Source organism: Clostridium sp. AM58-1XD (assembly GCF_003464085.1).
In the GTDB taxonomy this organism is placed as follows: Bacteria; Bacillota; Clostridia; order Lachnospirales; family Lachnospiraceae; genus Lachnoclostridium_A.
In genome coordinates this window covers 25,407-43,614 of sequence record NZ_QSDR01000016.1, presented here as the reverse complement: position 1 = coordinate 43,614, position 18,208 = coordinate 25,407, and the positions used below count along the sequence as shown (strand labels likewise).

General features: G+C 45.5%; 19 protein-coding genes, 1 other RNA gene and 1 pseudogene. 15 read left to right on the top strand and 6 right to left on the bottom strand.

Features of this window, described 5'->3' with window-relative positions:
- Positions 1-306 precede the first annotated feature (306 nt).
- The 3 genes from DXA13_RS11300 to DXA13_RS11290 all read left to right on the top strand — a co-directional run bounded on the left by DXA13_RS11300 (position 307) and on the right by DXA13_RS11290 (position 1,885).
- Positions 307-783, top strand: coding sequence for a CBS domain-containing protein (locus DXA13_RS11300; protein ID WP_118244489.1), 477 nt, complete (start codon positions 307-309; stop codon positions 781-783).
- A gap of 200 nt (positions 784-983) precedes the next feature.
- Positions 984-1,442, top strand: a complete 459-nt coding sequence (locus tag DXA13_RS11295) for a LytTR family DNA-binding domain-containing protein (protein ID WP_118244487.1) — start codon at positions 984-986, stop codon at positions 1,440-1,442.
- The gene (locus DXA13_RS11290; RefSeq protein ID WP_118244485.1) at positions 1,439-1,885 is read left to right on the top strand and encodes a hypothetical protein; all 447 of its coding nucleotides are present in this window, start codon (positions 1,439-1,441) and stop codon (positions 1,883-1,885) included. The genes DXA13_RS11295 and DXA13_RS11290 overlap by 4 nt, the downstream gene beginning before the upstream one ends.
- 422 nt (positions 1,886-2,307) lie before the next feature.
- Here the strand turns inward: DXA13_RS11290 and DXA13_RS11280 are convergent, their stop codons facing one another.
- Positions 2,308-2,886, bottom strand: coding sequence for a manganese catalase family protein (locus tag DXA13_RS11280; RefSeq protein WP_118244481.1), 579 nt, complete (start codon positions 2,884-2,886; stop codon positions 2,308-2,310).
- Between the two features lie 242 nt (positions 2,887-3,128).
- Between DXA13_RS11280 and DXA13_RS11275 the strand changes: the two genes are divergently transcribed.
- The gene (locus tag DXA13_RS11275; protein WP_118244478.1) at positions 3,129-3,677 is read left to right on the top strand and encodes a TetR/AcrR family transcriptional regulator; all 549 of its coding nucleotides are present in this window, start codon (positions 3,129-3,131) and stop codon (positions 3,675-3,677) included.
- A 118-nt stretch (positions 3,678-3,795) separates the two neighbouring features.
- Here DXA13_RS11275 and DXA13_RS11270 read toward each other — a convergent pair whose 3' ends face one another.
- Positions 3,796-5,262, bottom strand: a complete 1,467-nt coding sequence (locus tag DXA13_RS11270) for a recombinase family protein (RefSeq protein ID WP_243009084.1) — start codon at positions 5,260-5,262, stop codon at positions 3,796-3,798.
- A 137-nt stretch (positions 5,263-5,399) separates the two neighbouring features.
- On the opposite strand from DXA13_RS11270, the gene DXA13_RS11265 reads away from it, so the two are divergent.
- Both DXA13_RS11265 and DXA13_RS11255 read left to right on the top strand, forming a co-directional pair.
- Positions 5,400-5,594, top strand: a complete 195-nt coding sequence (locus DXA13_RS11265; RefSeq protein WP_118244476.1) for a hypothetical protein — start codon at positions 5,400-5,402, stop codon at positions 5,592-5,594.
- 304 nt (positions 5,595-5,898) lie between these two features.
- The gene (locus DXA13_RS11255) at positions 5,899-6,327 is read left to right on the top strand and encodes a hypothetical protein (protein ID WP_118244471.1); all 429 of its coding nucleotides are present in this window, start codon (positions 5,899-5,901) and stop codon (positions 6,325-6,327) included.
- Between the two features lie 152 nt (positions 6,328-6,479).
- On the opposite strand, the pseudogene DXA13_RS11250 reads toward DXA13_RS11255, so the two are convergent.
- From DXA13_RS11250 to DXA13_RS11240, 3 genes and pseudogenes are all read right to left on the bottom strand, one after another.
- Positions 6,480-6,575, bottom strand: a pseudogene (locus DXA13_RS11250) (manganese catalase family protein); the annotation flags it as partial.
- Positions 6,575-6,862 carry a spore coat protein CotJB gene (locus tag DXA13_RS11245; RefSeq protein WP_118244469.1) on the bottom strand — a complete coding sequence of 96 codons (288 nt, stop codon included), beginning with the start codon at positions 6,860-6,862 and terminating at the stop codon, positions 6,575-6,577. The pseudogene DXA13_RS11250 and the gene DXA13_RS11245, both read right to left, overlap by 1 nt.
- Positions 6,862-7,419 (bottom strand): spore coat associated protein CotJA, encoded by a 558-nt coding sequence (locus DXA13_RS11240; protein WP_243009083.1) that lies wholly within the window; start codon positions 7,417-7,419, stop codon positions 6,862-6,864. The genes DXA13_RS11245 and DXA13_RS11240 overlap by 1 nt, the downstream gene beginning before the upstream one ends.
- Positions 7,420-7,723: 304 nt before the next feature.
- Between DXA13_RS11240 and DXA13_RS11235 the strand changes: the two genes are divergently transcribed.
- The 7 genes from DXA13_RS11235 to DXA13_RS11205 all read left to right on the top strand — a co-directional run bounded on the left by DXA13_RS11235 (position 7,724) and on the right by DXA13_RS11205 (position 14,315).
- Positions 7,724-7,954, top strand: coding sequence for a hypothetical protein (locus DXA13_RS11235; RefSeq protein ID WP_118244467.1), 231 nt, complete (start codon positions 7,724-7,726; stop codon positions 7,952-7,954).
- A 510-nt stretch (positions 7,955-8,464) separates the two neighbouring features.
- A complete protein-coding gene (locus tag DXA13_RS11230; protein WP_118244465.1) occupies positions 8,465-8,728 on the top strand; it encodes a hypothetical protein in 264 nt (87 codons plus the stop codon).
- A gap of 212 nt (positions 8,729-8,940) precedes the next feature.
- On the top strand, positions 8,941-9,375 hold the full coding sequence (cdd, locus tag DXA13_RS11225; RefSeq protein WP_181995633.1) for a cytidine deaminase: 435 nt from the start codon (positions 8,941-8,943) through the stop codon (positions 9,373-9,375).
- Positions 9,376-9,481: 106 nt separating this feature from the next.
- Positions 9,482-9,662: non-coding RNA, 6S RNA (gene ssrS, locus DXA13_RS11220), on the top strand.
- Positions 9,663-9,830: 168 nt separating this feature from the next.
- The gene (locus DXA13_RS11215; protein ID WP_118244463.1) at positions 9,831-11,114 is read left to right on the top strand and encodes an AI-2E family transporter; all 1,284 of its coding nucleotides are present in this window, start codon (positions 9,831-9,833) and stop codon (positions 11,112-11,114) included.
- The gene (locus DXA13_RS11210; RefSeq protein ID WP_118244460.1) at positions 11,111-13,375 is read left to right on the top strand and encodes a SpoIID/LytB domain-containing protein; all 2,265 of its coding nucleotides are present in this window, start codon (positions 11,111-11,113) and stop codon (positions 13,373-13,375) included. Before DXA13_RS11215 ends, DXA13_RS11210 begins: the two co-directional genes overlap by 4 nt.
- A 115-nt stretch (positions 13,376-13,490) precedes the next feature.
- A complete protein-coding gene (locus DXA13_RS11205; protein WP_118244458.1) occupies positions 13,491-14,315 on the top strand; it encodes a prepilin-type N-terminal cleavage/methylation domain-containing protein in 825 nt (274 codons plus the stop codon).
- Between the two features lie 93 nt (positions 14,316-14,408).
- On the opposite strand, the gene DXA13_RS11200 is transcribed toward DXA13_RS11205, so the two are convergent.
- Positions 14,409-16,271: a sigma 54-interacting transcriptional regulator gene (locus DXA13_RS11200; RefSeq protein ID WP_118244456.1), complete on the bottom strand. Its 1,863-nt coding sequence runs from the start codon at positions 16,269-16,271 to the stop codon at positions 14,409-14,411.
- Between the two features lie 242 nt (positions 16,272-16,513).
- On the opposite strand from DXA13_RS11200, the gene DXA13_RS11195 reads away from it, so the two are divergent.
- Entirely contained in the window at positions 16,514-17,692 is a 1,179-nt protein-coding gene (locus DXA13_RS11195) for a UxaA family hydrolase (protein WP_118244454.1), read from the top strand.
- A gap of 20 nt (positions 17,693-17,712) precedes the next feature.
- The gene (locus DXA13_RS11190; protein ID WP_118244452.1) at positions 17,713-18,195 is read left to right on the top strand and encodes a tripartite tricarboxylate transporter TctB family protein; all 483 of its coding nucleotides are present in this window, start codon (positions 17,713-17,715) and stop codon (positions 18,193-18,195) included.
- Positions 18,196-18,208: the final 13 nt, after the last annotated feature.

Sequence of the window (18,208 nt, the reverse complement as noted above, 5' to 3'; positions counted from 1 at the left end):
TCAGCCGGTCAATTTGATTGAATAAAGAGATCCGGGCTTATGAGATTAAGTTCAATGGTACGAAGGCGAGGGAGCTTCAAAAAACAAATCTGCTGTGCTGTTTTTGTATTCTTTTTACGCCCCCTCGTTGCCATGAAACGAATGTCGGTAAATAAAAAGTTGTTAAGAATAAAGACTGCTATTCTTATGTAATACTGGAGAAAAATGTAAAAAAAGTTATAAAAAAATTATAATTCGTTCACAAGAGTTTCATAAGAACGTGTTATACTGATAACAACATGAAAAAGGATTCATAGGAGGGGCTTGATGAATATTTTATTTTTTCTCACACCAAAAAGTGAGGTGGCTTATATTTATGAAGACGAAACGCTTCGTCAGGCACTGGAGAAGATGGAATATCACAAATATTCTTCTGTTCCGGTGATTAACCGCTCGGGACGATACATAGGTACCATCACAGAGGGAGATATGCTGTGGGGAATTAAGAATAAGTTTAATCTGAATCTCAAGGAGGCAGAGGGAGTTCCCGTTACAGTGATCCCACGCCGAATCGATTACAGACCGGTACGGGCAGATGCCAAGATGGAAGATATGGTAGATCGTGCGTTGGAACAGAACTTTATTCCGGTAGTGGATGATCAGAAGAATTTTATCGGAATTATACGGAGAAAAGATATTATAAAGTATTTTTATGATAAACTGGGGAAAGAAGGAAAGGACTCTCGTTCCGCTCAGGGTAACAGGCTGGTTATTGCGGGACTTCAGAAAGAGTATTGTTCATAAAAGAATGAAATAATAAGGGGCAGAACGGCAGTAAGAATCAGTCGTATCTGCTCCTTTTTGGTGTATGAAAATGCGAATTATACCGCTTACCTGCCATAAAATGCCGCTTGGCAAAAAGGTATGGTAATAATTTCGGGAACATTATATACTGATTGTGAAAAGAAGGAATCATTCAAAACAAATGGAAATGAGGAAACGGTATGAAAGTGGAAGTGGTCCAGATCGAAAGAGAGCTGGATGAACATGGAAAGCTCTATGTCCATGAAATAGACAGTTCTGTAAAAAACTTAAAGCAGTATATAGAAGACGAGCGATACCGTCTGGTTGCAATAGCGGGTGAAAAAAACGGCGCAGTATATCAGATTGCAAGCGATCAGATTCGTTTTATTGAGACATCAGGGGAAGACACTCTTGTAATTCATCTGGAAAAAGAATGCTATACATCGAGGGCCAGACTATACGAACTGGAATGCGTTCTGCCAGGAAATTTTACCAGAATATCCAGATCTGTTATTGTAAATCTGGAAAGAATCGCAGCATATAAACCGCTGCTGAACGGTCTGATGGAAGCCATGTGTGATAACGGAGAAAAGGTTTATATATCCAGGCGGTATCTGTCAGGGCTGAAGGAACGGCTGAGAGAGGAGATGAAACGATGAGACATATAATAAGCAGAAGGAAATGGGATGAGAAAAGATATACGGAAGTTCTCTGGAAGGGAAGTTTCCTGGGCCTGGTACTCTGGACATCGTCCGTATTGTGGATCAGCATCGCAGGCCAGATGGATTTGGCAGAATCGTATTTTTCAATTCTTCCTATGATTATAACCGGGTATGTGTTTGCCGGAATTCTGATTCAATGGCTCTATACGATGCCCGGAAAGGAGAATATCTGGTTAAAGAGGCCTGCACTTATGTACTGGATTATACTGGTATTCATGTTAGTCTTCGCGGAGCAGCTGATTCCTTATGAAATAAGGCCGATCATAAATGTGAACCTTGCAGTGCTGCTCGTGATATGGCTCGGAGATTTTTTTTTATCTGAGACGAGTTGCCAGGGAGCTGAACGGAGGAAAAGTATATGGGGAGCGGGTTCTGATTGAGACCCTTAACCGGAAACCGGAAAATGCCGATGAATTTTATAATGAGATTGAAGAATACTGCAGGAAAAATCACAAAGAACTGGAGTTTGTGGAAAAAGCAGTACCGGCTCTCGTTAGGATAGACGGGCGCATTCACCGGGTCGAGCTGAGGTTCTTTTATGTAACATATGTGTTGAAGTTTACCCAGTTGCCGGGAAAAGTTGATGAAGAACCGTAGGGTGGTTGAAGGAAAGGAGCAGCCCGTGATGGCAAAGGCAGACAGCGGCAGGGAAATGAATGATATTCTTGCAGGGCTTGTGACTAAAAAGAAAATGAATTGATAAAAGGCATGGGAGCCGTTTCCAGCAGGTATACAGCAGGAAGCGGCTCTCATGGTTTTACTCACGTCGTTTAAAGTTTAAACCGGGAGTTGAGGCTACGGATTAACGGCAGCCCGTTCCGGACGAATTCTTTGCACGTTTATCAAATGCAGGGTTGTAAGCATAGAAATTCTTAGAATCCAGTTTATCCTGAGTAATGCGCATGGCTTCACCAAAACGCTGGAAATGGACGATTTCCCTCTCCCTTAAATAGCGGATCGGATCACAGACGTCTGGATCTTTCACGAGGCGGAGAATATTGTCATAGGTAGAGCGGGCCTTCTGCTCAGCGGCCATATCCTCGTATAGATCGGTAATCGTGTCGCCTTTGGACTGGAATTCACAGGCGTTAAATGGAATACCGCCTGCTGCCTGAGGCCAGATCCCTGTGGTGTGATCAATGTAATACGGCCCAAAACCAGATTCTTCGATTTGCTCAGGTGTAAGATTCCGTGTCAGCTGATGAATAATTGCAGCCACGATCTCCATATGGGCAAGTTCTTCTGTTCCGATATCGGTTAGCAGTGCTTTGCATTCTTTAAATGGCATTGCATATCGCTGAGAAAGGTAGCGCATAGAAGCACCGATTTCTCCGTCCGGTCCGCCAGAGTGCAGAAACAGATAACAGCGGTGTGTATTCATATGTTTTTTCCGAAATAAATGTTTTAGAAAGAAACGGCAGAGGTGTTACGCGAAGCGCTTTTAAAGAGTCGTTCTCATTTAAAATCATCAAAGCAGACAGAAAAGACACATGTATTATTTTTGACAGGTGTATGTATTTATGCTATGGTATAAACAGGAAATAGGTGGTTGTCAATGAACTGGACTTAAATTTGACATATTTGATATCGTGTATGATCTTCGGTTATACAAAAGGAGGTTTTATGTATCGGGGAAGCAATCCGTCAGCTTTGAGGTCAAGAGATGAGATCGTCAAAGCCTTTTTATCGCTGTTATCACATACTTCACTGGAACAGATATCCATTAAGATGATTATGGATTCAACAGGCCTGTCCCGCCAGACCTTTTATCAGATTTTCGATTCCAAAGAAGAAGTTCTGGAATTCTATCTGGATACAATTTTTGAGAAATTTATTGAGCATTACAGTCAGCAAACGATCGGCAGCCTCTGTGATGCCGCAAAGCTGTTCTTTGCGTTCTTCGGGGAATATAAGGAGATTCTGGGGCTGATAATTCAAAATGGAAAAAGCTGTGTGCTTCAGAGAAAGTGCAGAGAATACCTGCAAAGGGATTCATATTTCCATTATGCTCGAAATAAAGCGGAATCTCAGGAGGAGCAGAAATATGCGGCAACCTTTGTTATCAGCGGTATGGTCGCCATGCTGGAGCAATGGCTGAGGGAGGAACAGCCTTCCATTGACACCCGCCAGATGGCACTTCTCGTCTGCCGCATTACGGGTACAAAACCATAAAGCAAACGCGAAATTCCCTGCTGGACCATAAAACAATTCAGGAACGGATACGGCCGTAATGTGTCAACAACTCCGAACAATCAGCTGCCGTCCGGATCCATGCCTGGAACCAGACGGTTTAGACGTAATAGTAAAATTCAAATCGGTTTTCCGGCCGGACGTATACAATTTTACGGATAATTCTTCGCAGAGCAGTTCCTTTTACTTCATAGCTCACATCAGGATCAGCAATCAGTTCATAAGCAGACCGTATATTTATCATGATGGTTTCTTTCTGAACAGAGATAGAAGCAGTTCCTGACTTCTTGTTTGCTTCCAGTTCCTTCAACCGCTCGGTTAAGCATTCTTTTTCTGCTTTCAGCCGTTCTTTGCTCTGGCTGTATTCTTCGAGCGTGTCGATGCCGTTTTCATATGAATCTCTGATCCGAAGTTCTTTTAGAGCAAGGCGGTTCAGCGCATGTTCTACAGACGATATTTCGTCATTTTGTTTTTCAGCCGTCTTTTTTATATATTCAAATTCGATCCTGCCGGTATCCAGTACCTGTTTTAAAGACATCAGAACAATTGATTCAGCTTTTGATACAGATATGCTGCAGGAACCGGTATGGAATCCCTTTGCATATCTCCAGCACTGAAAAAAGTCCGACCGTTTTGCCTTACCACCGGCCGTATTAACTGCCAGGCTGGCTCCGCATGTACCACAGACTAGGAGTCCGGAAAGCCAGTGACGGCAGGAGGATACCTCCCGCCGTTTTAGGGGACGGTATTCCTGCTCCAGGCGGAGCTGGTTTTCTTTAAATACGCTTAAAATAGGATTTCGGACTTCATGAGTACCCTGAAATTCCATGCCGTTCCATTCCACAATGCCAATATAGAATTTATTCCTCAGCATCCGGTCAATGGTCCTGCGTTCAAACAGATTGCCCCGTTTTGTGCGGTAGCCTCTGAGGTTGCATTCCCTGGCGACGGAAGAGAGATCATGGCCGTCATGATAGTAGGTATGGATGAATTCAGCAACGGCATATTCTCTTTCATTAATTATATAAGGCTTTCCGCCGCCTAAAGCATCATATCCGAGACATGGAGGAATCTGATATCCGTGACGGATTGCCTTCTCCTTCATACCACGTAATACTTCTCCGGATAAGTTGATCGAGTAGTATTCGTCAAACCATTCGATGATCGTTTCAATCAGTCGGCCGAACATTCCTTCTGCGATCGGTTCAGATACGCTTTTAATTTCCACTCCGCATTTTTTGCGCAGCACACCTTTATAAAAGGTGCTTTCATCCTGGTTTCTGGCAAAACGGGAAAATTTCCAGAGATACAGCCGTTTGAATGGAGCGGGTGACTGGGACTTGGCCAGGGAGATCATTTTCTGGAATTCCGGCCGGTTGTCAGCTTTCCTTCCGGAAATGCCCTTTTTCTCCATGAAGATATATTCTTTTGGAATGACAAAGCCGTCGTCTTTGGCTGCGTCCAGGATGACGCGCAGCTGGGCGTCTGGGGAAAGCTCCGTCTGGTCGTCGGTACTGACACGGACGTAGGCAGCGCCGATGTTGAGCGCGGGCAGCACAGGTTTCATGAAATCATCTCCTGTGACAGTGTATGACCTGAGAAAAAAATAAATACGCTTAGTATGGGCCGGGCAAAAGTGAAAAAACAATTTTGGCAAGTGGTACAAACCGAAATACATAAGATGAACCAGAGAGGAATGATCACATGGCTGAACCGACAATTGTAAATTATATCGAGATATCCGGTGAGACATTTTTAATGGAGGAATTAACCGGGGAGCGTAAAAGGAAGACTGAGATCCTATTGCAGGAGCGGGTAATGGAGCTGCCGGATACAGAAGAACGCATGATTGACGGATGGAAAATGCCGTTATTTCGAAAAATGTTAATTAGAATGTAATGTTAGAAGGAGGCCTGGAAATAATTCTGGGTCTTTTTATTACTTTCCAGGAAGGAGATGCGGATAAAGGCCGCAGGGACGTAAGATGTCAACAACTGTCGCAACTTGCGGCGAACATCATTTGTCCCGAATACCGGATAATGATAGAATATAATTACATTCATAAACGAAATTCAGCAGACGGCACCGTATACAGCCGGAGCATGATATAAAACCAGATGGACATAGCTGGAAATAATTACCATCATTCAGACGTAGCTAACCGTGTTACAATTTTTCCAGAGGTATGATGGGAGGATGGGAAATGCGGTTAAAAAATTCGGGAATGGCACTCATAGATACAGTGATCGTGCTGGCTGTTACGGCGGCGGCCCTGACGATAGGAAGCGGTATCGCTGTGACACAGGCCGTATATCGCCTGAATGCAGAGAATATACACGAGAGTGAGGCGCTGGCCGTATATCAGACTGTGGAACAGTATTTGTATGAGGCAGTATTGGAGGGAACCATAGATAATATTGTACCTTATGAAGCGATGATGGCATATCCGCTGGGGGATGAGCGAAACGGCCTGTATGATTCGCTGAGAGATATCTGCCCGAAAGAGGCCAAGATCATAAGTATGTCTGTGAACCGAAAGGTACCAAAGGTAAACGTGCTCGTTTACAGTGCCGGCGGATATGTAATTAAAATTCGGAACGGTCGGACAGAGGAGATCGTAAAGACAGAATAACAGTACATAATTAACATGTGAGAATCGGCGGTGAGGAGAAGAAACCTTCCGCCGCTTTTTTGTATCATATTTGAACATGTCCAGGAGCGGCAGCCGGCTGTACATGGTTCCGTTCCATCTTTATCTGTTTTCCTTTATCTGTTTTTACATTCTGGGCCGCCATACTGACTCATAATGAACTGAGCCATTTTTGGATTCGGCGTTTTGATATTGACAGGATACTGCAATCGTTTTTCATATACCCACATTAATTAATTCCCCCTTCCCAAGGCCATTTTTCTGTTACCCAATTCCAATAACTTCCTGGCTTTACCTGATCTTTCATAAGAGGACCATATTGAGAAGTGTAGGCATCCATCGCCTGTTTTCTTAAATCCTTAACGTATTGATAGTAAGTCAGAGCAGCCTGGTCACATGGATGGGTATCCAGATAGAGAAGAACGTCATCAAGAGCAAAACTGGCCTGGTTAATCACCTGCATAATCTGCTGTGAAGTAGATTCCTGATTCGATGTGCTGAAGACAGTATTTTCCATTATTGACACCTCCCCATAATAAACGGCAGATCCAGTTCCGGAAAGATGGTTCCGCGGGAAAAGCCCTGTTCCAGATTGTAGGTCTGACGCCACTGCTGCATTGGAACATAACCCATACCGACAGGATAAATTTCAGTATAACTTTCGATCGGTCCAATGGAAGATCCGGGACAATTGATATTACCTGAAGGAGCGTAAGCCCCAGCCTGCGCAGAAGGAGTGGGCATGGAAGACTGCATCGGCATGCGCATATCTGCCTGCCCTCTGTCTTGCATATCCATTTGAGGGGCTGCCTGCATATTCGTTTGCGGGGTGGTTTGCATATTCGTCTGCGGGGCAGTCTGCATGTTTGTCTGTGGAATGGTACGCATATTTGGCTGCGGCCCGGTCTGTACATTTGACGAAGGACAGGTCTGCATATTTGACCGTGGTCCTGGCTGCATATTCGGCTGTGTACAGCAACATGACTGTACGCCGACGGTCATCCCAGAGGAGGCGTTTCTGAACATTTGAGAACGTCCATATTCAGAACGCCGGGAATTTGTATAAGAATCCATAGGTGAATACTCCTTTCCAGCTCGGAAGAATTTCTAATAATAGTCTATGGAAAAGAAAGAGGGGCTGTGAAAGGTTTTTTATACTTTCATTCATAAATATCTCGTCATGAAGAGCAGAAAGGACACGCGCTGCACACTTTTGGACACATGGACATACGATATATTACAAACATCAAAAAAAAGGAGATTAAGGTTATGTGTTGGATGTGTAGATGTAATAGAAATTGTGGTTGTGGAAATTGTGGTTGCGGTAATTGTGGTTGCGGAGGCTGGAGAGGTACAGCAGCGGCAGTAGCAGGAAACTGTGGCTGTGGAAGCTGCAACGGAACGGCGGCAGCAGGAAGCTGCGGCTGTGGAAGCTGCAACGGAACAGCAACAGCAGGAAGCTGCGGAGGCTGCAACGGAACAGCGGCAGCAGGATCATGTGGCTGTGGAAGCTGCAGCGGCTGTGGCTGCAACAATAACTGCCAGTGCAGCAACAGAAGAGCTTACAGAAGTGGATTTAATGCAGGATACAATGAAGGATACCGTGTAGGCTGCTTCAACTGCCAGCAGTTTGGAAACGGCATTATGCCGCTTCAGAATGATGGGTATGGCGCTGTACAGGCAGACACAGATTGCGGCTGCAATAACTGAAATTAATTACGCGCCGGAAAAGCGCGGAATAGACTACTGAAGCCTGACCGCTAGGCCAGGGCGTGATCCCGCCTCATGAAAGAGGCGGGATCATGAAAAAAGTGCGGATAGATGAAAGATGGAACGAAAAATGAGGCCGCCGGGACGAAGCTGATATGGGAAGACATGTTCTTTTCACAGACGTTCCGGCGGCTTCTATGTATTATAACGAAAACGATAAAAAAACAGTGCGTAAAATTTGTGTAAAATTTTGTCATAATCTGCTTGATTTTTTTTTAAGGTCACGGGTATAATAAGAAGTACTTAAATATAATAATATTCTTATGAGCAGTATTAATTGTTAATCGATCGATGCAGGGCGCATCAGCGACAGAATAGCGAGATATACCGTGAAGGGAGAGCGTGCACCATGACGAAAGTACGGATCAGCTTTTGGGATATGGATTCTATTATAAAGTTTATGGAAATTACCGGAACATACAGTTATAACATGGAACTGTCATGCGGAAATTATGTGGTGGATGCGAAGTCTGTATTGGCAGTATTTGCTATGCGTACAGCGAGAAACCTCGAACTCAGGATACACAGCAGCGAATGCGACGACCTGCTCAGAGATTTGGAAGTGTACAGAGATCAGTGGAAATTAGAGCATGAGACGATGGCTATCTGCTAATGCAGATAGTTTTTTGTTACATAGGAAAGTTCTCCGGACTATCCTATGTAACAAAAAAGCCCTCCGGGCAGGGTCGCCCTGCAGCGGTAAGGAATGATGTCGCTGAAGCGACCCGCCGCAGGCGCGAGAGTTCCGCTTGCGGAACTCTGTGTTCTGTCATTTAGGGAATGGGATCGAATTTAAAACTGATCTGTTGGAGGAGGCGGTTAACGATGGCTGCAGGCGGCAGCATGGAAGAAAAAAAGAGACGTCTGGCAGAGGCTGCACTGAATGCGCTTATGCAGTCGTACGCACCTTATTCCCATTTTTATGTTGCAGCGGCGCTTCTTGCGGCTGATGGGACGATCTATACGGGCAATAACATAGAAAATGCTTCCTATTCAGCTACAGTATGTGCGGAGCGAACGGCATTTTTTAAAGCGGTAAGCGATGGGAAAAGAGAATTTGAGGCCATTGCAGTCTGCGGCGGCCCGGAAGGAAGAGCAGAGGACTACTGCCCGCCCTGCGGCATATGCCGTCAGGTGATGCGGGAATTCTGCAATCCGGCTGAATTCAGAATTTTTCTTGTAAAGGAAGACGGACCGGTCAAAGAATACAGACTGGAGGAACTGCTTCCCTTGAGTTTTGGCCCGGACAGCCTGAAATAAGAGGGGATGTCGAAAACCGGGTGGGGCGGCAGGTATTTGACAGTAAAAGGAACTTGAAAAACAAAATATTATGTTGTATAATAAAATCAATCAAACAGAGGAATTGTAATTCCTGGGATGTTCGATACTCTTACTTTTTTTGAACCTACAATATGACATTCGGGATTCCAATATTTTCAGGCGGATGTCAGGCCTCCGATTGTGTAGTGGAAGGCAGAAGTCTGAGTGAGGTTGCCCACCTAGCAACGCTAGGAGTCAATCGGTAAGAGCCGGCATTTTGGGATTACGAAAGATGAAAGCAGCGAGAAATCGCTGCTTTATCTTTTTGCAAATATATGATAATATGAGGTTGGGGTCAAAATCCTCATGCAGGTAAGCTTGCGCGGATTTCCGACCTTTTGGCCCTGGTATTATAATATAAGGGCAGTTAAAACAATCGCAGGCAGGGGAAAGACATGAAAAATATTCGTTTTCGGACATATATCTACTGGGGGGTCACAGCCATATCGGTTATTGGGCTCAGTGTGGCCTTCGTATTTCTTATGATTCATATGAACAGCGTCAAGGGATGGCTGGGAATACTGATCAATATTCTTAAACCGATCATATACGGTGCAGTACTGGCATACCTCCTGAACCCGATCTACAATAAGGCGGTTGCTGCCGTTGAAAGAACGTATGCGAAAAAGAGAAAAGATGTTGCAAAGATCAGGACAACGGCTAAGATGTGCGGTACAATCGTCAGTCTGGTCGTTCTGTTTTTAATCGTAGCCGGCCTTTTGTCCATGCTTGTGCCTCAGCTGGTGACGAGTATTAAGGGAATCATCGATACGCTCCCGGCCATGCTTGAGAATCTGGAGCTTTGGATCGCGGATGTATTAAAAACGGATTCTGATAACGCGGAACTGACAATACAGATATACAATCAGCTGAGCATGTATGTTGAGGACTGGGTAAACAATAAGGTTGCCCCCAATCTGGACAAGATTATCAGCAATGTATCCAGCGGACTGTGGAGTGGAATTGTGGTAAATATATCCACAAAGCTGTGGAGTGTCATTATTTCCCTGAAAAATCTGCTGATCGGCGTAATTGTTATGGTATATCTGCTGAACATCAAAGAGACGTTTGCCGCCCAGGGGAAGAAAGTAATTTACGGCCTCTTTCCGGTGAAGCTGGCGAACAAGATCATTGAAGAGGTACGGTTTATTCACCAGGTATTCGGCGGTTTTATTATCGGCAAGCTGGTGGATTCCCTGATCATCGGCATTATCTGTTTTGTCTGCGTCAGTGCGATGAATATGCCGTATGCGCTGCTTGTCAGCGTAATCGTCGGTGTAACAAATATCATACCGTTTTTCGGCCCGTTCATCGGAGCCGTGCCAAGTGCATTTCTGATTCTGCTTGTAAGTCCTATGAAATGCCTCTATTTTTTGATATTTATTCTGCTCCTCCAGCAGTTTGACGGCAATATACTCGGACCTAAGATCCTCGGGAACTCTACGGGGCTCCAGAGCTTCTGGGTGCTCTTTTCCATCCTGCTGTTCGGCGGCCTGTTTGGCTTTGTGGGAATGATTATCGGCGTGCCGACATTTGCAGTCATTTACCGCCTTTCGAAAGAGGGAATTGAAGCTTCACTTCATAAAAAACAATTATCTGGTCATACAGATGACTACCGGGGACTAAATTATATTGATGAAGAACAGAAGACATATGTGAAAGATCAGAGGGAGACATGAAAAACCGTTATAAGTTTATTGGATGGATAACCGGCATCCCGCTACTTGTTGTGCTGCTGATTGTCATCATCGTTTGCAATGAACCAAGACAAGAGGGAATTTCGAGAGCACTGGCCTGCAAAGCAGCAGTGCTTTCCATGATTTCAAGAGAAGAATGCGAAGAATTTGAGAAGAATCTCAAAAAATCTCACTTTGCAGAGAATTCCCGTTCAGCCTGGTATGCAAAATATATGGACTATTTATATGAAAAGGGATATCTGACGGAAGAGCTGACGCCTCCGGATGCGAAATCAGCGCAGGGATACCTGACATATGAAGAAGCGGACTACCTGGCAGAAGCCATGTCAAAGGAACTGAAAAATAAAATACGTCTGACGAGAAAGAACAAAAGCGAAGCAATTCCGCAGGACGAGTGGTGGCTGTTTTATGACTCTCTTGTGAATAAAAATGATCCGGAAAAAAAGGTGCAGGAAAAGGAAATTCTGGTTTACGGCACACCGCTGAATGTGAAGGAGGCTCCTGCGTGGACCGCATATACGAGCGAGGGAACGATCGGATTCGAGGGACTGGCTCTCGATTCTTACATAGACAGCAGAATTAAAGTAATGATCAGGGACGGGGAGCTTCTTGATGTGCGTGGGCTGGTGTCCGATAAGGTCGTATACGAAAATGTATGGCTCTCTCAAGGAAACGGGACGGAATGCCGCGTTTATGTAGGCAATATTATCCGCGATATGGAAACCGGACTGAAGGAAGAAAAGCTGAAAGAAATGTACAACAACATCGTTGACATCACGATGGAACGCGGAAAAGTGAAAAAAATCGTCGTTAAGAAGGACCGGATGACGGGACGCGTGCTGGCCGTAAAGAAGGATACGATTGAAATTGAAGGCCATGGAATTATGCCCCTGAGTCCCGATTTTCAGGTTTTCCAGACATATGGAGAATTTCAGAAGAAAAAGCCGGAAGATATTCTGGTCGGATATGATATACAGGAATTTGTTGTTTCGGAGGGGAAGGTCTGCGCGGCACTGATTGTACGCCCTTTTGATGCAAAGACGATCCGCGTTCTCATTATGAATACAGGATTTAAGTCCACACTGCACCCGGTTCTGACCCTTTCTTCAGAAGGCGCAATGAATGTTGTATGGGGAAATGGAAAAGAAGAGCGTATCGAAGCGGGAACAGAGTTATGTATTACTCCTGATGACGAAAGGCTGGAAAAGGGAAGGGTACAGGTTTTTGCAGAAGACGGGCATGAGGTTGCCGTTAAGGAGCTGGAGCGGGGATATGGTACGCCGTCGTACTGCGGCCGTCTGGAGGTGACTCGGGAAACGTCAGAAGAGGGAACGGTGCTTGCTCTTGTCAACGAACTCTACGTAGAAGATTATCTGAAACGCGTCGTACCGAGCGAGATGCCTCCGGGATATGAGAAAGAGGCTTTAAAGGCCCAGGCTGTCTGCGCGCGTACGTTTGCATACCAGCAGATCCAGACGAACAGCTACAGCCAGTATGGGGCCCACGTAGACGACAGCACAAATTACCAGGTTTATAATAATGCAGAGAGGGATTCGCGGACGGATCAGGCTGTAGACGAGACGTATGGTAAAATCCTTATGTACGAGGGAAAACCGATTGAAGCATTTTACTTTTCAACGTCCTGTGGAACCACGACAGACGGGGCGATCTGGGGAGGAAATCCGGAAGATATTCCATATCTGAAAAGCGTTGCTCTGCGGGACGACAGAAAGAAACTCGATCTTACGGACAACAGTGCATTCAGTGAATTCATTAAAAACAAGAAATACGCAGCGTATGATTCGGAATTTCCGCTTTACCGCTGGGAGGTTACTACAACGAGTGACATCCTGCAGGAGAAAGTAACGGGAATTGGAAACATCACCAGCGTTAAGGTGACGGAACGGGGGGCCGGAGGCATTGCGAAGAAGCTGGAGATTACAGGAACAGCAGGCAATAAGACTGTGAACGGGCAGAGCCAGATCCGATCCATTCTGGGCAACGCTTCTCTGGAATTTATCAGAAAAGACGGCAAGAAAGTCAATGGATGGGATACGCTTCCAAGCGGTTTCTTTACCGTTGAAGGCAAAGACGGAATCTTCCATATCTATGGCGGCGGTTTTGGCCATGGCGTGGGAATGAGTCAGAACGGCGCTCAGGGAATGGCTAAAAAGGGAAGTACATACGAGCGGATCCTTAAATTTTTCTATGACGGAGTAGATATTACAGAAGCGGCAAAATAATTAAAGTAACCGTTCGGACGGCCGTCTGTGCGGTGATAATTTAAAAAAGTACGGTTCGATCTTCTTGTAATCATGATGGGATAATGATAACATAAAAGAAGAGAGGGGGAGTAGTATGAATAAAAACAGAAAGGGATTCAGCCTGATTGAACTGATTATTGCCGTTGCAATTCTGGTGGTTCTCACCGGCCTTCTGGCCCCTCAGCTTCTGAAATATATTGAACGGTCGCGTCGTGCGGCATGTATCACGGATATGGAAACAATTGCCCATACGTATTCCATGGAGGCAATTCAGGACCCGCCGGATGATGTCAGCGGGGCGTTTAAGGTTTTGAACGACGTAATCAGTACATACAAGGTAAACGAGGAGGATCAGTACGACATGTATGCCATCTATTCCGGTGTCTGTAAGAGCGGAGGACGGTATCAGTGCAGGCTTGCAGACGACTTCCATACCATTTCGATTGTCTGCAGCAAGCATGGGGAATGGGAGCTGGATATCAAGCTTCTGCAGAATGAGCTGGGCAAGCTGACTTTCAATAAGGATGATTATCCAGGCGCAACCTTTACATACAAATCACTGGCAGACTTTTTTAAAAGATTAGGCAACAGCGCAACTCTGGACTCGGAAGCAAAGACTACGGACAACGCATACGGAAGTGCGGGTTCCCTTGCAGGCGTCGTTGCAAATGAGCTGAGCAAGCAGGGAATCTACATTAAGAATAAGACATGGGTTCTGTATAAAAATGGTGACGACTATGTGCTCTGTCTGGCGGACAAAAAGCTGACGACTGCGGATAAGGGAACGGTGGTGGAATGCTCTGTCTATGATACAGGCAAGAAGGAGGTTGTAAAGGGAACGGCTCCAGTAAATGTGAAGAAGATAGGCCAGGAGAGCTATCCTGTAATCGATGCGGGGAAGTTCTCGGAGCAGAAATAAGCATGAATGCAGCTGTCTAGGACAGCGGTCAGGAAACGCCCTGTAAAGCAGGCGGCCAGAATGTGATTTTATAAAATTCCGGCTGGTCCTGTTTTACAGGGCGTTTTTTGTTTTGCGGTAAAGGGTAGACCGGCTGATCCCTAAAAGCTTTGCGGCCTTGACGTAGTTGTAATTGCAGTCTTTCAGAGTTTTTTCCAAAAGATCTTTTTCCAGTTCATCCAACGTAGCCGGTGAAGTTTTTTGCCCGGAATCATGTTCCGGCTCCAGGTCTAAATCCTCTTTGGTGATATAGGGGCCGTCTGTCAGCACAGATGAGCGCTCAATAATTCCCTGCAGTTCCCTGACGTTGCCTTTAAACCGATGGTTGATCAGCAGCCGGAATGCGTCAGGGGTGAAGCCGATGATCTGCTTTTTCATGGTATAAGCTGCATCCTTTATAAATTTGTCCGCCAGAATCACCAGATCCTCCGGCCGTTCATCAAGGGTGGGAATCCGAAGGGTCAGAATATGGAGCCGGTAATATAAATCGCTTCGGAAATCCCCTGTAGCTACCCGGCTTCCCAGATCCATATTGGTGGCCGCGATAATTCTGATATCGATGGGACGTATGAGCGTGTCACCGATGCGCATAACCTCCCGCTCCTGGATCACTCGCAGCAGCCTTGTCTGAAGGGCAAGGGGCATGTCGCCGATTTCGTCCAGAAACAGGGTACCGGTGTGGGCCAATTCAATCAATCCCATTTTTCCGCCCTTTTTCGCGCCGGTAAAGGCGCCTTCTGCGTATCCGAACAATTCGCTTTCCAACAGGTTTTCAGGAAGCGCCGCACAATTTATGGCTACGAACGGCCTGTTTTTCCTGGAACTGGCATTATGTATACTCTGGGCAAAGAGCTCTTTTCCCGTTCCGGTCTCGGCTTGTATGAGAACCGTGGATTCGGAAAGAGCGAATTTCTGAGCCGTTTTTACGGTCCGTTTCATAATCTGGCTGTCATACAGGATATCATCAAAGGTATATTTTGCGATCAGACCCTTCTGCGACAATTCTGTTCTAATCTTTTCCTCCAGTTTCTGTATTTTTGTGACGTCCTGAAACTTGGCTACGACGCCAAGGGTATTTTCATCGATATCGATAGGAAAGCGCTGAATTGCAATGGTACAGTTTTGATGAAGGGTTTTAATTTCCGTCTTTCCTCCGTGGTCATTTCCACCGCTCTCAATCAGTTCAATGAGCTGTCCGTGGTCAAGCTGGTTTTTGGTGCAGAAATATTCTGCAGACCGGTTCATAATCGGCTGGTCCTGATATTTGTCGAGAGAGATAATCCCATCGTCTACAGAGTCTACAATCAGACGGTATCGCCGCGTGTTCATCTGCTCTTTAATCTTTACTTCCAGCAGATGAAGCGCATCTTCCATAAACTGTTTCAGCGTAGAAGGTTCGCTGCTGACTAGGTGGGAAGAAAAACCAAGCTGCGTGGCTACATGATGGCTGATGCTGTCGCAGACAAAGTATCCGACCCCGCGCCCAGCCAGTTCTTCGATATACTGTGACACGTTTTCTCTGTATTCCCGCTTCTGAAAATTGATAGCGTATATTTTTTTTCCCAACATGGTTCCAATGACATCCAACCCCCAGATAATATTGCTGAAGCCAAGAAATGCAATGTCTCCAGGGGCCTTTTTGGCGTCCAGACAGGCTCTGAGAATATCATAGGCGGATATTTTAATTTCTACGAAGATCAGATTGGGAAATTTTTTTTTCAAAAGCAGATAGGTGCCGCCGCGGCTGACTACAATCGACGGATTCAGGGCTTCTACTGCATTGTAGACATCCTCGATCGTCTCCATGCTGCCTTGTACGAGTTCAATCGGCCAGCTGTTTTCCTGAATGATATTCTGCGCGTGAAGATACATATCCTGATATGGCGCTACAAGAAGAATTTCGTTTTTTGTATGCAAGAGTACCCCTCCCTAAATGATAAGTCATAATACAAGTATAAGGCGATTTGTCTTATATTGCAACATATAATCTCAAAATGAAACAAAACCATGAGACTGATATCTGTCACAGCAGTTAAAACGGCCTTTTTTTCAGACAGTTAGAAGTTGGTATGAAAATTGCTTTATACATAGATAAGGAAACGGAGAGGGAAGTTGAAATGATTCTGTGTTCCATATGAGGAAAAGGAGGACGCGTATATATGCATTTTATGGGATACCGCAGGCCGGACGGCCAGGTTGGAGTAAGAAATTATATAGGAGTAATTCCGTCCGTATTCTGTGCAAATAAAGTAGCAGAATTGATTGCCAGTCAGGTGGAGGGGGCCGTTTGTCTCAGACATCCGGTGGGCTGCAGCCAGATCGGAGAGGATTTGGAGATAACGGCGAGAACGCTGATTGGAATGGGCTGTAATCCAAACCTGGGAGCCGTTTTAATCGTAGGCCTTGGATGTGAGCGGTTTACAGCCAAGGAATTTTTGGACGGGGTCCGCAAGACGGGAAAACCTGCCGAAATGGTTCTGATCCAGGAAGAAGGAGATACGCTGAAGGCAGTTGAAAAAGGCGTGAGAATTGTTAAGGGATTTGCGGAAGAGCTGAACGCGATGGACAGAGAGCCGTGTCCCGTTTCAAAACTGATGATCGGCCTGAACTGCGGCGGAACGGACGCCACCTCCGGAATAGCGGCGAACCCGGCTGTAGGAGCGATGTCCGACAAGGTGACGGAAAATGGAGGAAGCGTTCTGCTTTCAGAAATAACAGAGCTTTTGGGAACGGAACACATTCTGGCATCCAGAGCAGTAAATGAGGAAGTATCGCAGAAGATCAGGGACTGTATTGCAAAAACAGAACGCCATTTAAGCGAGATCAGTACCGTTAAGAAATTTGAAAACAGAAGCGCCCTGATTTCCACAGGTAATTTTGACGGAGGAGTCAGTTCTGTGGTGGAAAAAGCGCTAGGAGGAGTTCACAAATCAGGATCATCCCAGTTCAGAGATGTCATTGATTATTCCGTCCCTCCTTCAGACGGTCAGAAAGGACTGTTCTTAATGGACGCGCCTACAGGACAGGACGGGGATGTGGTCACAGGAGAGGTAGGCTGCGGCGCACAGATTATCGTCTTTACAACGGGGCGTGGTACGCCTACTGGATTTCCCTTTGTTCCGGTCGTAAAGGTAACTGGAAATGAAGAGGTTTTCGAAAAAATGAAAGAAAATATCGATCTATGCGTAGGGGGAATTATTTCAAAGGGAGAGACAATTGCCCAGGAAGGAAACAGAATTTTTGAATATCTGCTTTCCGTAGCAGACGGAAAGAAAAAGACAAAAGCAGAGATACTCGGCCATGACGAGCTGTTCTGCATAACACGACACAATGTATAAAGAAACGAGGAGGAGGATTTATGAAAGTAAAGAAGAATATGGGGGATCTGTTTGCAGGTGTTTTTTTCCTTGTAATCGCAGTTGTCTATGCTTCGCAGATACCGAGGATAAAGCTGACAAAGATATCATTAATTAATTCCGCTTTTTTTCCTAAAATCTGTGTGACAGGGCTGATTATCCTGTCTTTCTGTCAGATCTATCAGGCTCTGAAGAAAATGAAGTTGGCAGAAAACGGTAAAACAGAGGAGAGAAAAGACTATAGGTGCGTCATTATGACATTTGCGCTGTCGCTCATCTATGTCATGCTTCTGGAACCGGTAGGATTTTTGATCAGTTCGATTCTCTATATGACGGCGCAGATGGCAGTTCTTTGCCCCCAGGGAGAACAGAAGCCGGTTCTTTATGTGGTCATATCGATCGCTGCTTCGGCAATTATCTATTTTCTGTTCAGAAATGGCCTGCACTTGATGCTTCCATCAGGAATTCTGACGGGAATTTTATAGAGGGCATGAAAGA

Bases quoted from the DNA above. Each gene is read 5' to 3' on its own strand.
- DXA13_RS11300 (WP_118244489.1), top strand. From the start codon at position 307: ATGAATATTTTATTTTTTCTCACACCAAAAAGTGAGGTGGCTTATATT.
- DXA13_RS11295 (WP_118244487.1), top strand. From the start codon at position 984: ATGAAAGTGGAAGTGGTCCAGATCGAAAGAGAGCTGGATGAACATGGA.
- DXA13_RS11290 (WP_118244485.1), top strand. From the start codon at position 1,439: ATGAGACATATAATAAGCAGAAGGAAATGGGATGAGAAAAGATATACG.
- DXA13_RS11280 (WP_118244481.1), bottom strand. From the start codon at position 2,886: ATGAATACACACCGCTGTTATCTGTTTCTGCACTCTGGCGGACCGGAC.
- DXA13_RS11275 (WP_118244478.1), top strand. From the start codon at position 3,129: ATGTATCGGGGAAGCAATCCGTCAGCTTTGAGGTCAAGAGATGAGATC.
- DXA13_RS11270 (WP_243009084.1), bottom strand. From the start codon at position 5,262: ATGAAACCTGTGCTGCCCGCGCTCAACATCGGCGCTGCCTACGTCCGT.
- DXA13_RS11265 (WP_118244476.1), top strand. From the start codon at position 5,400: ATGGCTGAACCGACAATTGTAAATTATATCGAGATATCCGGTGAGACA.
- DXA13_RS11255 (WP_118244471.1), top strand. From the start codon at position 5,899: ATGCGGTTAAAAAATTCGGGAATGGCACTCATAGATACAGTGATCGTG.
- DXA13_RS11245 (WP_118244469.1), bottom strand. From the start codon at position 6,862: ATGGAAAATACTGTCTTCAGCACATCGAATCAGGAATCTACTTCACAG.
- DXA13_RS11240 (WP_243009083.1), bottom strand. From the start codon at position 7,419: ATGGATTCTTATACAAATTCCCGGCGTTCTGAATATGGACGTTCTCAA.
- DXA13_RS11230 (WP_118244465.1), top strand. From the start codon at position 8,465: ATGACGAAAGTACGGATCAGCTTTTGGGATATGGATTCTATTATAAAG.
- cdd (WP_181995633.1), top strand. From the start codon at position 8,941: ATGGCTGCAGGCGGCAGCATGGAAGAAAAAAAGAGACGTCTGGCAGAG.
- DXA13_RS11215 (WP_118244463.1), top strand. From the start codon at position 9,831: ATGAAAAATATTCGTTTTCGGACATATATCTACTGGGGGGTCACAGCC.
- DXA13_RS11210 (WP_118244460.1), top strand. From the start codon at position 11,111: ATGAAAAACCGTTATAAGTTTATTGGATGGATAACCGGCATCCCGCTA.
- DXA13_RS11205 (WP_118244458.1), top strand. From the start codon at position 13,491: ATGAATAAAAACAGAAAGGGATTCAGCCTGATTGAACTGATTATTGCC.
- DXA13_RS11195 (WP_118244454.1), top strand. From the start codon at position 16,514: ATGCATTTTATGGGATACCGCAGGCCGGACGGCCAGGTTGGAGTAAGA.
- DXA13_RS11190 (WP_118244452.1), top strand. From the start codon at position 17,713: ATGAAAGTAAAGAAGAATATGGGGGATCTGTTTGCAGGTGTTTTTTTC.